Source organism: Pseudomonas sp. WS 5532, from assembly GCF_012985445.1.
Classification (GTDB): Bacteria; Pseudomonadota; Gammaproteobacteria; order Pseudomonadales; family Pseudomonadaceae; genus Aquipseudomonas; species Aquipseudomonas edaphica.
On the sequence record NZ_JAAQWK010000010.1, the window covers coordinates 131,802 to 145,745 of the forward strand.

7 protein-coding genes are annotated in these 13,944 nt (G+C 61.8%); 2 read left to right on the forward strand and 5 right to left on the reverse strand.

All coding sequences use genetic code 11. The features are described from left to right. Positions 1–10: 10 nt before the first annotated feature. The 3 genes from mscK to HBO23_RS18540 all read right to left on the reverse strand — a co-directional run bounded on the left by mscK (position 11) and on the right by HBO23_RS18540 (position 7,035). Complete coding sequence (gene mscK, locus HBO23_RS18530; RefSeq protein WP_017138535.1) at positions 11–3,349, reverse strand: mechanosensitive channel MscK; 3,339 nt, start codon at positions 3,347–3,349, stop codon at positions 11–13. Positions 3,350–3,405: 56 nt separating this feature from the next. After that, positions 3,406–5,148 (reverse strand): potassium/proton antiporter, encoded by a 1,743-nt coding sequence (locus HBO23_RS18535; protein ID WP_017138534.1) that lies wholly within the window; start codon positions 5,146–5,148, stop codon positions 3,406–3,408. Positions 5,149–5,409: 261 nt separating this feature from the next. After that, a complete protein-coding gene (locus HBO23_RS18540) occupies positions 5,410–7,035 on the reverse strand; it encodes a methyl-accepting chemotaxis protein (protein WP_170039073.1) in 1,626 nt (541 codons plus the stop codon). Between the two features lie 277 nt (positions 7,036–7,312). Between HBO23_RS18540 and HBO23_RS18545 the strand changes: the two genes are divergently transcribed. Further along, positions 7,313–7,543 carry a hypothetical protein gene (locus tag HBO23_RS18545; protein WP_017138532.1) on the forward strand — a complete coding sequence of 77 codons (231 nt, stop codon included), beginning with the start codon at positions 7,313–7,315 and terminating at the stop codon, positions 7,541–7,543. Next, positions 7,540–7,833 (forward strand): cell division protein ZapA, encoded by a 294-nt coding sequence (locus HBO23_RS18550; RefSeq protein ID WP_017138531.1) that lies wholly within the window; start codon positions 7,540–7,542, stop codon positions 7,831–7,833. Before HBO23_RS18545 ends, HBO23_RS18550 begins: the two co-directional genes overlap by 4 nt. Here HBO23_RS18550 and HBO23_RS18555 read toward each other — a convergent pair. Continuing rightward, positions 7,830–9,632, reverse strand: coding sequence for an acyl-CoA dehydrogenase (locus HBO23_RS18555; RefSeq protein ID WP_170039075.1), 1,803 nt, complete (start codon positions 9,630–9,632; stop codon positions 7,830–7,832). The two genes, HBO23_RS18550 and HBO23_RS18555, sit on opposite strands and share 4 nt — an antisense overlap. Positions 9,633–9,842: 210 nt before the next feature. Then, positions 9,843–13,796, reverse strand: coding sequence for a trifunctional transcriptional regulator/proline dehydrogenase/L-glutamate gamma-semialdehyde dehydrogenase (gene putA / locus HBO23_RS18560; RefSeq protein WP_017138529.1), 3,954 nt, complete (start codon positions 13,794–13,796; stop codon positions 9,843–9,845). Between the last annotated feature and the right edge of the window lie 148 nt (positions 13,797–13,944).

Here is a 13,944-nt window from a genome sequence, read left to right on the forward strand (position 1 = left end):
GATAGGGCGTTTAGTCGAGTTTGCTCGGCGGCGGTTCTTGCACGCCGCCGTCGTTGGCGGGTTTGGTCGGTGCGTCGACTTCCACCAGCTTGTATTCCTGGCCGTGAAGGTTCTTGAGGTAGACCTCCATCTGGCGGAACGAGATGTTGATGTGGTGGTTCTTGAACTCGCGGTTGATAAAGCGGTTCACCTCGTCGATCACCGGGTTGCGGTCACCCAGGTCGCGCACGTGCATGCGCAGTTCGTGGTCGAGGGTGCTTTCGCCGAAGTTGAGGAAGTACACATGGGGTTCGGGTTCTTTCAGCACGCGCGGGTTTTCACGCGCGGCCTTGAGCAGCAATTCCTTCACCAGGTCCAGATCAGAGCCGTAGTCCACACCGAGTTTCAGGGTGACGCGGGTGATGGTGTCGGTCAGTGACCAGTTGATCAGTTGCCCGGTGATAAACGTCTTGTTCGGGACAATGATGTCCTTGCGGTCGAAGTCGGTAATCGTGGTGGCGCGGATGCGGATCTTGCTCACCGTGCCCGACAGGTTGCCGATGGTGATGGTGTCGCCGATGCGCACCGGGCGTTCGAACAGGATCATGATGCCGGAGATAAAGTTGGCGAAGATCTCCTGCATACCAAAGCCCAACCCCACCGACAGCGCCGCCACCAGCCATTGCAACTTGTCCCAGCTCACGCCGAGGGTGGACAAGGTGGAGACGAAACCGACGCCGGCGATCACATAGGACAGCAAGGTGGTCGTGGCATAAGCGCTGCCTTGGGCCAGGTCCAGCTTGGACAGCACCAGTACTTCGAGCAGGCCGGGCAGGTTGCGCGCCAGGGCGAAGGTGATGCCGACGATGATCGAGGCGCCGAGCAAGTCGCCGATGCTGATCGGCACCATGCTGATATTGGCACCAGTGCCGCTGGTGTATTCGTAGAGGGTCACGTTGTCCAGGTAGGAGAACACAGTGATCAGGTCTTTCCACACCCAGTACAGCGCGGCGATAAAGCCGCCGAGCAAGGCCAGGCGGATCAGGCGCATGGACTGTTCGTTGACCTGCTCGATGTCCAGGGTCGGTTCTTCGATCACCGCTTCGCCGTCGCCGGCTTCCTTGGCGGCCTGGCGTTTGGCCAGGGCGCGGGCATAGGCCAGGCGTCGTGCAGCAACGCCGAGGCCGCGGACAAAGGTGGCCTCGATGACCAGCCAGAACATCAGCAGGTACAGCGTGTTGATCAGCCGGTCGCTGAGTTTGAGCGCGGTGTAGTAGTAGCCAAAGCACACGGCGATAAACAGCGCGACGGGCAGGGCGGTAAACACCAGGCCCACGGCCTTACGGAACAATGAGGCTTTTTCGTGGGTCGGGCTGTGCAGCAGCAGGCGACTCAGCAGCCAGGCCATCAGCGCGTAGCAGGTCAGCACCACAGCGATACCCAGCACGTCGTCGGCCAGCGCGGCCGGCTGGTGTTCGGCGATGGCCACTACGGCTACCAGCGCCAGCACCACCAGCCCGAGCTTGCGGATCCAGCCCTGGAGGAATTCGACCTGGGGCTTTTCCCAGCGGAAATGCAGTTCGGCCACGCCACCCGGCGCGAGAATCCGGTAGGCGGTGTAGAACACCAGCCACGCTTGGGCGATCAGCAGCAAGGCCGCGCCCAAGTTGGCGTTTTGCCCACGGGCGTCTATTTGCAGCGCGTAGCCGCACAATGCCAGCGCCAGGGCCACCGGCAGCGCCAGCAGGATATTCACCAGGATGGCCACCGGCGTGTGCCATTGGCTGTCGCGCTTGAAGTGGCCAATATCGAGGTGGATCTTTTTCAGGCGCGCGTACAAGGCTTTACGCCGCCACAGCAGTGCGCCAATCAACAGCAGCAACGGCAAGAACAGCAGCGGGCGCTGGGTCAGGCCGTCATACAGTTCGCTGACGCTCGAAGCCCACGGCAGGGTGGTGACTTGCTTGGTCAGGTGGTCCGGCACGGTTTCCAGCCACTCGGTGTCCAGCGGCTTGTTGCTGGGGATCCAGAACATTTGCTCGTCGAGGGTCGCGCGCAGGTTGGTGGCGGTGCTGAGCAGTTGTTTCTGGTTCAGTTGCAGGGTGATAGATTCGTTCAGCAGCGCGCTCAGCTCACGGCTCAGGCGTTCGAGCAGGTCGCTGCGAGTGATCGCCAGTTCCAGCAAAGTGCGGCGCAATTGTGGCGTCACGTCATCCGGCGACTGATTGGCCAGCAGGCTATCCACATAGGTGCTGGGCGTACTGATCAGTTCGCGTTGCTGGTTGACCTCGAACTGGTACAGGCGAATGTTGGCGATGTCGTCCGCCAGGTTGCGGTCGACGGTAAGACGCGGCAGCGCCTGTTTTTGTTTGTAGAGGATTTTGGAGAGCAGCAGGCTGCCCTTGAGCACATTGATCTGCTCGTCCAGGGCCGAGTCGCTTTGAGTGACGGTGTCCAGTTGCTGCTTGGTCTGCAGGTTTTTCTGGGTCAGGTCATTGAGGCGATCAGTGCTTTTGAGCAGGTAGTCGGAGAGCTTGAGGTTGGCCGCGCTTTCGGTCGCGAGCAGGCTGCTGCCGCCGGCCTTTTGCGCTTCGATGGACTGCTGGGTCACGGTCTGCTGGGACTGGGCCAGGCGTTTCTGGTTGATCAGGGTTTGCAGGTCCTGGATCTCTTGTTCCAGGCGCGCGGTCTTTTCCACCACCAGGTCATGCTGGCTGTTGCCCAGGTCTTGCAGTTGGCTGTTGCCGGCCAGTTCCTGGCGGCGCAGCGGGATCAGGGCATTAAGGGCCGCAAGTTCGGCATTCAATTGGTTGCGCTGGTCGCCGCTGAGGGTTTTGCCGTTGTCTTTACCAGCCTTGAGGATCGAATTGATCTGCTGGATGCGCGTCTGGCTGCTGCTGATTTCGGTCTGGGCGCGCTCGGGACGGGTTTGGGCGGCGATGGTCAGGCTGTTGGCGTCGGCCAACTCTTTTTGCAGGTCGCCTTGTTGGGTGCTGCGCTGCACGAGCAATTGCTCAAGTTGCGGCACGGGCAGCGAGGCATAGCGTTGGGCCACGGGGACAATTTTAGTTGCCTTGAGCCGCACCAATTCACGCTGGTTGTCGGTGGTCTGGCGCGGGGCGTCTGCCAGCTGGCGCTTGAGGTCGGCCAGGCGCTGCTCGTAATCCTGCTTGTTGCCCAGGTACGTCAACGTCTGTTGCAGGATGCTCTGCAACGCCTTCATGTCGGCGTCGGGCAGCTTGCGGTCGGGCAGCTTGTCCAGGCTTTGCTGGATGGCGTCGGTGCTGGGCGGGTCGGCGGCGTAGACGTTGCCCACGCAGAGGGTCAGGCCCAGCAGGGCAGTGGCTAAAAAGGTGCGCAGTAGGGTCATGGATACCGGTCGAGCAAGGTAAAGAGGCTGGTGGCGTGGCGCCATAGCCTCGCAGTTTAGAGGAAGAGTCCAGGGCCTGGACGACTTCCTTCGGGGAATTTGACGCCGACTTTTCCGATCTTGTTCCCGTCCATGACCGCGACGGTCCAGATTGTGTTGTTCCACTCCACCTGGTCGCCGACGATGGGCGCGCCGCCGACCTTCTGGGTGATGAAGCTGCTGAGCGGCATATCCGGGTCGATGCCGTCGAGCTTAAGCCCGTACAGGGCGGAGACCGCGCCCAGCTGGGCGTCGCCTTCGAGCACGAAATCGCCGAAGAAACGCAGGTCGAGGCCGCGTTGCGGCGCCTGGCTGAACAGTTTGCCGAGGGCCGGCAGGTTGTGTTCGTGGCCGATCACGCAGAGTAAATCGTCGACTTCCAGCACCGTACTACCCGACGGATGGAGCAGTTGCTGGCCACGGAACAGTGCGGCGATGCGTGTGCCTTCGGGCATTTTCAGCTCGCGCAGGGCGGCGCCGATGCACCATTTTTCCGCGCCCAGGCGGTAGACGAACAGCTCCCACTCGCTGGTGACGTGCACTTCCAGCGCGGCGCGGGAGATGGGCGCCGGTTCCGGCGGCACGGTGACCTTCAGCAATTTGGCCACCCACGGCAGGCTGGTGCCTTGCACCAGCAGCGACACCAGCACAATAAAGAACGCCAGGTTGAAGTACAGCTGCGCGTGCGGCAGGCCGGCCATCAGCGGGAACACCGCCAGAATGATCGGCACCGCGCCGCGCAAGCCGACCCAGGCGATAAAGGCTTTTTCGCGGCCGTGGAAGGCCTTGAACGGCAGCAGGCCGACCATCACCGACAGCGGCCGCGCAAACAGGATCATCCACAGCGCCAGGCCCAGCGCCGGCAGGGCGATGGGCAGCAAGTCATGGGGTGTGACCAGCAGGCCCAGCACCAGGAACATGCCGATCTGTGCCAGCCATGCCATGCCATCGAGCATATGCAAAATGCCATGACGGCTGCGCACCGGGCGGTTGCCGATCACCAGCCCGCACAGGTACACGGCGAGGAAGCCGCTGCCGTGCAGGGCATTGGTCAGGGCGAACACCACCAGGCCACCGGCGATCACCAGGATCGGGTACAGGCCGGTGGCCAGGTTGATGCGGTTGACCATTTGCAGCATCAGCCAGCCGCCGCCCAGGCCGACGATGCCGCCGATGCCGAATTCGCGAATCAGGTGAGCCAGCAAGCTCCAGTGCAGGCCGGTCTGGCCGCTGGCCAGCATGTCGATCAGGGTGACGGTGAGGAATACCGCCATCGGGTCGTTGCTGCCGGATTCGATTTCCAGGCTGGCGGTGACCCGCTCGTTCAGGCCCTTGCCGCCCAGCAGTGAGAACACGGCTGCGGCGTCCGTGGAGCCGACAATCGCGCCGATCAGCAAGCCTTGGATGATATTGAGGTCGAACAGCCAGGCCGCCGCCATGCCGGTGAGGCCGGTGGTGATCAACACCCCCACCGTGGCCAGCGACAACGCCGGCCAGAGTGCCACGCGAAAACTCGCCACCCGTGTGCGCAAACCGCCGTCGAGCAGGATCACGGCCAATGCGAGGTTGCCCACCAGGTACGCGGTTGGGTAGTTATCGAAGATGATGCCGCCGCCATCGACGCCGGCGGCCATGCCCACCGCCAGGATGATCACCAGAATCGGGATCCCTAAGCGCGAGGAAAGAGAACTCACCAGAATGCTCGCACCCACCAGCAACGCGCCGATCAAGAACAGGCTGTTGATGGTCGTTGCATTCAAAGGCAGTACTCCAGAGCGGGGAAGACGGGGCGCAAACTGACCATGCAGTCTGCGTGCCAGCGATTCTAACCTGTTGAATTGCTGTGCTGTCAAAAGATCGTTCCCACGCTCTGCGTGGGAATGCCTCGTTGGACGCTCTGCGTCCGCTGTCAATGTGTGAGCTGGCTTGCCTGCGATAGCGGTGTATCAGTCACTGGGGTTATTGACTGTTAGATTGCTATCGCAGGCAAGCCAGCTCCCACAAGGGATCACTGGTGTCAGTTAGAGCCTGAAGCGCCCCACCATCCCATTCAGGTCCACCGCCAAGCGCGACAACTCACTGCTCGCCGCACTGGTCTGGCTGGCACCCGTGGCCGACTGCACCGACAAATCACGAATATTCACCAGGTTACGGTCCACTTCCCGCGCCACTTGCGCCTGCTCTTCGGCCGCGCTGGCGATCACCAGGTTGCGTTCGTTGATCTCCACAATCGCAGTGTTGATGGTGTCCAGCGACATTCCCGCGCCTTTGGCGATGTTCAACGTCGACTCCGCACGTTCGGTGCTGTTGCGCATCGAATCCACCGCATGCTCGGTGCCGGCCTGAATGCTGCCGATCATCCGCTCGATCTCGCTGGTCGACTGCTGGGTGCGATGGGCCAGCGCGCGCACTTCATCGGCCACCACGGCAAACCCACGACCGGCTTCACCGGCGCGCGCCGCTTCAATCGCGGCGTTCAGGGCCAGCAGGTTGGTCTGGTCGGCCAGGCCGCGAATCACGTCGAGCACTTTGCCGATATCGCGGGACTCATTGGCCAGGTTGCCAATCAAGGTGGCGGTGGCTTGCACATCGCCGCTCATGCGCTCGATGGCGCTGACGGTTTCCTGCACCAGGTCACGGCCGTCACCGGCAGACGTGGTGGCGTTGCGCGAGGCTTCGGAGGTGCTCACCGCGTTGCGCGCGACTTCTTCAACGGCACTGGTCATCTCGTTGACGGCGGTGGCGGCTTGCTCGATTTCATTGTTCTGCTGGGTCAGGCCACGGGCACTTTCGTCGGTGACGGCATTCAGTTCTTCTGCCGCGGACGCAAGCTGGGTCGCGGAGCCAGCGATGCGTTGCAGGGTGTCGCGCAGCTTGTCCTGCATCTTGGCCATGGCAGCGAGCAGGCGGCCGGCTTCATCGTTGCCATCAACCTTGATCGGGCGTGTGAGGTTGCCTTCAGCGACTTCTTCGGCGGCTTCCAGGGCCTGGGCAATGGGCAGCGTGATGCTGCGGGTCAGCAGCCAGGCGAACAGCAGGGTCAGCGCGGTGGCAATGATCAGCAGGCCCACTACCAGATCAAAGGCCATGTCGTATTGGTCTTTGGCTTCTTGGTTGGTGGCGTTGGCCATTTGGTTGTTGATGTCCAGCAGGCGCGTGAGCACCGCGTTGACTTGCTCGGAATTACTCAGTAATTCGGTGTTGAGCAAGGCGCGCAGCTCATCAATCTGGTTGGCGCGTGACAGGCTCTTCATGCGCTCCTCGATCTGATGGTACTGGCCGAGCAAACGTACGTATTCGTTGTAGGTGGCGCGCTCTTCGCTGCTTTCTATAAGTTTTTCGTAGACGCCTTGGGCGGCACGAATCTGCTGGTTGCGCAGCTCAAAGGCTTCCAGGGTTTTTTGCTGCACGTCCGGCTCGCGGTTGGTCAGCAGGCGGTACGACAGCACGCGCAGGCGCAGGGTCAGCTGGGTGAATTCGTCGAGGGCGCGAATGCTCGGCACGCTGGACTGGGTGATGTCTTCGGTGGCTGCGCGAATCTTGCTCATCTGGTTCAAGGCGAACACGCCGAGAAACAACATCAGCGCGCCAATAAACGCAAAGCCAAGGAAGGCCCTCGGAGCGATATTCATATTACGAAGAGACATGCGGGAGTCCTGGGGAGAAGCGCGATCCGTGCGGCCATGAGACGAGGTGTGCATTGCGTATCGGCCATGCGACTAAAGTCTTAAGGGGGCGCGCGCTTTTGTCGCATCTGACGAGGGGTTGGACGGATTCAGGAACCAGATCGGGTAAATGCAGTCACTAAGGCTCGAAAGTGCGGCCCGGCCCTTAAAAAACGGGCTGCCTGCCGGGGATAACCCTGGCATCCGAGGTGAATTTTCTTTATCGTCACCGCCCTTTGAAAATGCCCGAGAAATCAAAATGTTAGAAGCATCCCTCAGCCAGCTTGAACAGCTGGTCACTGACCTCGTACAACAAAACCAAGACCTGCTCGGCAGCAATGAAGCCCTGAAGGCGGAACTGGCCCGCGCCAAGGATGAAAACGACAGCCTGCAACTGAACCTGATGGAACAGGAAGAAAAACATGGCGCCACCGCCGCGCGTATCCAGGCGCTGGTTGAGCGTGTGAGCGCAGGGCCTGTCGGCGCATGAATGAAGGGATAAAGGTCGTTTCGATTCTCGGAGAGGATTACTCGATCAAGGCGCCGCAAGGGGAGGATCAAACCCTGATGCACGCCGTGACCATGCTCAAGGCCTCCCTGGCCACCACCAAGAAAAAGTACCCGACCCTGATCGGTGACAAATTATTGGTACTGGCTGCGCTGAACCTGTGCGCCGAGCAGATCGACATGCAAAAGCATCACCAGCAGGAACTCGACCGTTACCAAGAGCAAGTCAGCGCCACGGTCGAAGTGATATCCAAGGCGATCGGAACGCCTTAGAACCACGCGTCCTGCATGCCCAGGCACGTGTCATCGCGTGCCTCCAGAATCGCCAGTTCATGATGGCAGCTCGGTACTTCCCAGGTCAGGAAGTACCGGGCGGCCTGGAGCTTGCCTTTATAAAAGGCCACATCGGCCGCATTCCCCTTGGCCAAACCTTCCTCGGCGCGAATCGCCTGCTCCAGCCAGCGCCAGCCAATCACCGTGTGCCCGAACACCTTCAAGTACAGTGCCGAGTTCGCCAGGCTGCTGTTGACCTTGCCGTGGGCGAGATCCGTCAGCAGGCCAATCGTCACGCTTTGCAGGCGGCTGACCAATTGCTCCAGCGGTTCGCGCAGGGCCGTCAGTGAGGCGTATTCCTGAGCCCGAGCGCCGGTTTCGGCGATCAGGCGGACCAGTTGCTTCAAGCCCGCGCCGCCGTTTTGCGCGAGCTTGCGCCCGAGCAAATCCAGGGACTGGATGCCGTGGGTGCCTTCATGGATCGGGTTCAGGCGGTTATCGCGGTAGTACTGCTCCACCGGGTATTCGCGGGTGTAGCCGTGGCCGCCGAGGATCTGGATCGCCAGTTCGTTGGCCTTGAGGCAGAACTCCGATGGCCAGGATTTGACGATGGGCGTGAGCAGGTCGAGCAGTTCGTGGGCGTGCTTGCGCTCGACTTCGGTTTCCAGCGTGGTGGTGTCGTCAAACAACCGAGCCGCGTACAGGCCCAGGTCGAAGGCACCTTCCACATAGGCTTTCTGGGTCAACAGCATGCGCTTGATATCGGCGTGCTGGATAATCGAAACCGGCGCGGTGCTCGGGTCTTTGCTGTCAGGCAGGCGACCTTGCGGGCGTTCGCGGGCGTATTCCAGTGAATAGAGGTAGCCGGCGTAACCCAGCATCACCGCACCCATGCCCACGCCGATGCGTGCCTCGTTCATCATCTGGAACATGCAACTCAAGCCCTGATGGGGTTTGCCCACCAGATAGCCGACGCAGTTGCCGTTATCGCCGAAGTTAAGCGCTGTGGACGTGGTGCCCCGCCAGCCCATCTTGTGAAACAGCCCGGCCAGCAGCACGTCGTTACGCGCGCCCAGGCTGCCATCCTCGTTGACCAGGAATTTGGGCACGATAAACAGCGAAATGCCCTTCACCCCAGGCGGCGCGTCCGGCAGCTTGGCCAGCACCATATGCACGATGTTTTCCGACAGCGGGTGGTCGCCGCCGGAGATGAAGATCTTGTTGCCCTTGAGTCGATACGTGCCGTCGGACGCAGGCTCTGCGCGGGTACGAATATCCGACAGCGACGAGCCGGCATGTGGCTCGGTGAGGGCCATGGTGCCGAAGAAGCGGCCTTCGATCATCGGCTGCAGGAAGCGCTGTTTTTGCGCCTCGGTGCCGAAGCTTTCGATCAGGTTGGCGGCGCCCATGGTCAGGAACGGGTAGGACGTTGACGCTGCGTTGGCCGACTGAAAGTGCGCGAAACAGGCTTGGGAGAGCAGGGTAGGCAACTGCATGCCACCGGCTTCGAAACTGCGGGCAGCGTTCAGAAAGCCCGCTTCCAGAAAAGCGTCCACGGCGGATTTGACTTCAGGGATCAGGATCGCCTGGCCATCTTCGTAGCGCGGTTCGTTCTCGTCATTTTTGCGGTTGTGCGGCGCGAAATACTTCTCGGCAATGCTGCGCGCCGTGCTGATGGCGGCGTCGAAGGTTTCACGGTTGTGCTCGGCAAACCGCTCGCGCTGGGTCAGGCCCTCGGCATCGAGGACTTCGTACAGCTCGAAAGCCAGATTGCGGGAACTGAGCAGCGTCTCGGACATGGCGGCTTACCTTTGAAGGGAATGGCCTGAGTCTAAGTGCGCGAATAGAGGCTGGATAGCAAGATTGATTTGCGTGATGGAGGGGCAGAACGCGGGCGAAAGGTTGGATGCGGTCAATGTGGGAGCTGGCTTGCCCGCGATGAGGCCGTGCCAGCTGACATCTAAGTCACTGGCCCACCGCTATCGCAGGCAAGCCAGCTCCCACATGAGTTAACCGATGGTCATCAGGCTCGCGTTACCACCCGCCGCAGCCGTGTTAACGCTCAATGCCCGCTCGATCACCAGGCGCTCCAGCGCAATCGCCGTCTCACCTTGCGACAAACCATGCACCCCAACAATCGCGCCACCGCGCTGCGCCACTTGCTGGCACACCGCACGCAGTTGGTCGGAATCACCGTGGTGCACAACGGCGTCGAACACCACCTCGTCCTTGGTCCAGTCAGCCACACGCTTGATCTTCGCCTGAACTTCCCTCGGCAGGCGTGGGAACAAGGCTTTGGTCAGGTCAGTTTCCGGCCATACCGCCGAGCCACCAACCGCCAATACCGCCGCCAGTTGCGTCAGCAGGTCGCCTTCCACTTCCGCCAGGCACAACACGTGCTCGCGGGGCAGGATGGCATAGCTGTTGCGCTCGCCGGTCGGGCCGGCCAGTTGGCGGGTGATACCGCTTTGCGACTGTGCGGCAAACTGGCTGCACAGGGCGCTCAGGTCACTGAACGTGTTGCTGTCGGCCCAGGTTTTCAGGGTGGTCAGCGGTTGGCTCATGGCGTCGCGCAGGCGCACGTCCGGTGCAGCCAGCTTGTCGCCGCGCACGAAGGATTGCTCGATGGCATCCGTAGGGCGAGTCGACAGCAGGCGGTACAGGTACAGCGGACCGCCAGCTTTCGGGCCAGTACCCGACAAACCTTCGCCGCCGAACGGCTGCACGCCGACCACGGCACCAACGATGTTGCGGTTCACATAGACGTTACCGGCATGCACATTGTCGATCACCTTGGCGATGGTCTCGTCGATGCGCGTGTGCACGCCCAGGGTCAGGCCGTAGCCGGAGGCATTGATCTGGCCGATCAACTGGTCGATCTCTTTGCGCTTGTAGCGCACCACGTGCAGTACCGGGCCGAAGATCTCGCGTTGCAGCTCGTCGAAGCTTTCCAGCTCGATCAGGGTTGGCATCACGAAGGTGCCGCGCTTGATCTCTTCGCCGTCGGCGATCGCCACCTGGTACACGTTGCGGCCTTTGTCGCGCATGGCCTGGATGTGTTTCTCGATGCCGGCCTTGGCTTCGGCGTCGATCACCGGGCCGATATCCACCGACAGGCGCTCCGGGTTGCCCAGGCGGCATTCAGCCATGGCGCCCTTGAGCATTTCGATCACGCGGTCGGCCGAATCTTCCTGCAGGCACAGTACGCGCAGGGCCGAGCAACGCTGGCCAGCGCTGTCGAAGGCCGAGGAAACGACGTCGATCACCACTTGTTCGGTGAGCGCCGAAGAGTCGACGATCATCGCGTTCTGGCCACCGGTTTCGGCGATCAGCGGGATCGGGCGGCCCTGGGCATCCAGGCGACCGGCGACATTGCGTTGCAGCAGGCGCGCCACTTCGGTGGAACCGGTAAACATCACGCCTTTGACGCGATCATCACCGACCAGACGGGCACCGACGGTTTCGCCCTGGCCCGGCAGCAGTTGCAGCACGCCTTCCGGGATACCGGCTTCGAGCAGGATACGCACGGCCTGTGCGGCCACCAGTGGGGTTTGTTCGGCCGGCTTGGCCAGTACCGGGTTACCGGCGGCCAGTGCAGCGGCTACTTGACCGCTGAAGATTGCCAGCGGGAAGTTCCACGGGCTGATGCAGACCACTGGCCCGAGGGGGCGGTGGGCATCGTTGGTGAAATCGTTGCGCGCCTGCACCGCGTAGTAACGCAGGAAGTCCACGGCTTCGCGCACTTCGGCGATGGCGTTGGCGAAGGTTTTGCCGGCTTCACGGGCCAGCAGGCCCATCAGCGGCTGGATCTCGCCTTCCATCAAGTCGGCGGCGCGCTCCAGGATCGCGGCACGTTCGGCGGGCGGCGTGGCCTGCCAGATCGGGCCGGCGTTGATCGCGCACTGGATCGCATTGTCGACGTCTTCGACGGTGGCTTCCTGTACATGGCCCACCACATCACGCAGATCGGACGGGTTCAGCACCGCTGCAGCGGCTTCATTACTGGAAGCGCAGCCCAGCATCGGCGCGGCTTTCCAGTTGTTGTGCGCGGTGGCCAACAGTGCGCAAGACAGCGACGCCAAGCGATGTTCGTTGGCCAGGTCGATACCGGCCGAGTTGGCGCGGTCGCTGCCATACAGGTCACGCGGCAGCGGGATACGCGGGTGCGGCAGGCCGAAGCCGCCTTCCAGCGTGGCCATCTGCTCGATGTTGGCCACTGGGTCGGCCACCAGCTCCTGAATCGAAATGGTATGGTCGGCAATGCGGTTGACGAATGAGGTGTTGGCGCCGTTTTCCAGCAGGCGACGCACCAGGTACGCCAGCAATGTTTCGTGGGTGCCGACCGGAGCGTACACGCGGCACGGACGGTTCAGCTTGCCCTCGGAAACCTTGCCTACAACCTGCTCGTACAGCGGTTCGCCCATGCCGTGCAGGCACTGGAACTCGTACTGGCCGGGGTAATAGTTTTGACCGGCGATATGGTAAATGGCCGACAGCGTGTGGGCGTTGTGCGTGGCGAACTGCGGGTAGATGACTTCCGGCACCGACAGCAGTTTGCGTGCGCAGGCAATGTAGGAAACGTCGGTGTACACCTTGCGGGTGTACACCGGGTAGCCTTCCAGGCCTTCGACCTGGGCGCGTTTGATTTCGCTGTCCCAGTACGCGCCTTTTACCAGGCGGATCATCAGGCGATGGCGGCTGCGGCGTGCCAGGTCGATCACGTAGTCGATCACATACGGGCAACGCTTCTGGTAGGCCTGGATCACGAAGCCGATGCCGTTCCAGCCGGTCAGTTGCGGCTCGAAGCACAGGCGTTCCAGCAGGTCGAGCGACAGCTCCAGGCGGTCGGCCTCTTCGGCGTCGATGTTCAGGCCGATGTCGTATTGCTTGGCCAGCAAGGTCAGCGACAGCAGGCGCGGGTACAGCTCGTCCATCACGCGCTCGTACTGCGCACGGCTGTAACGCGGGTGCAGTGCCGAGAGTTTGATGGAGATGCCCGGGCCTTCATAAATCCCACGGCCGTGGGAGGCTTTGCCGATGGAGTGAATGGCTTGTTCGTACGAGGCCAGGTACTTCTGGGCGTCGTGTTCGGTCAGCGCGGCTTCACCGAGCATGTCGTAGGAATAGCGGAAACCCTTGGCTTCGAACTTGCTCGCATTGGCCAGGGCTTCGGCGATGGTTTCGCCGGTGACGAACTGCTCGCCCATCAGGCGCATGGCCATGTCGACGCCCTTGCGGATCATCGGCTCGCCGCTCTTGCCGATGATGCGGCTCAGGGACGAGGTCAAGCCCGCTTCGTTATGGGTGGCGACCAGTTTGCCGGTCAGCAGCAAGCCCCAGGTGGCCGCGTTAACGAACAGCGATGGGCTATTGCCCAAGTGCGGCTGCCAGTTGCCGGTGCTGATCTTGTCTCGGATCAGCGCGTCGCGGGTGCCCTTGTCCGGGATGCGCAGCAGCGCTTCGGCCAGGCACATCAGCGCTACGCCTTCCTGGGACGACAGGGAGAATTCTTGCAGCAAGCCCTGAACAATACCGGCACGGCCGCCAGCGCTCTTCTGGTTGCGCAGTTTTTCGGCAATCGAGGCGGCCAGCTTGTTGGTGGCCTCGGCCATTGGCTGCGGCAGGCGCGCCTGCTCGATCAGCATCGGCACCACTTCCGGCTCCGGGCGGCGGTAAGCGGCGGTGATCGAGGCGCGCAATACCGATTGCGGCAGAATGCTTTCGGCAAACTCCAGGAAGCACTGGTGGGCGTGGTCCGGTTGCACTTCGCCGGCGTCTTCAGCGTCCTTGCTGCCCGAGCCATTGAGCTCGGTCAGGGTTGCACCACCCTCGAGTTTCTCCAGGTAATTGAAAATCGCCTGCTTGATCAGCCAGTGCGGCGTGCGATCAATGGAGGTCGCGGCTGCCTTGAGGCGTTCGCGGGTCGGGTCGTCGAGTTTGACCCCAAGGGTGGTCGTTGCCATCTTTTTATCCTCATGGGTGCCACTACCGAGTGGCATCTGCTGGCGGCAAGATTAGCTTTGCGCATGCAGAGGTGCAACCGGGTGCAACCCAAATTGTTCAGGAATTTTTCGATCGTGATCGGGAAAAATTTCGGCCCTCGACGGAATA

Excerpts from the sequence above, each read along its gene's own strand:
- mscK (WP_017138535.1), bottom strand. The coding sequence starts at position 3,349 with ATGACCCTACTGCGCACCTTTTTAGCCACTGCCCTGCTGGGCCTGACC.
- HBO23_RS18540 (WP_170039073.1), bottom strand. The coding sequence starts at position 7,035 with ATGTCTCTTCGTAATATGAATATCGCTCCGAGGGCCTTCCTTGGCTTT.
- HBO23_RS18545 (WP_017138532.1), top strand. The coding sequence starts at position 7,313 with ATGTTAGAAGCATCCCTCAGCCAGCTTGAACAGCTGGTCACTGACCTC.
- HBO23_RS18550 (WP_017138531.1), top strand. The coding sequence starts at position 7,540 with ATGAATGAAGGGATAAAGGTCGTTTCGATTCTCGGAGAGGATTACTCG.
- HBO23_RS18555 (WP_170039075.1), bottom strand. The coding sequence starts at position 9,632 with ATGTCCGAGACGCTGCTCAGTTCCCGCAATCTGGCTTTCGAGCTGTAC.
- putA (WP_017138529.1), bottom strand. The coding sequence starts at position 13,796 with ATGGCAACGACCACCCTTGGGGTCAAACTCGACGACCCGACCCGCGAA.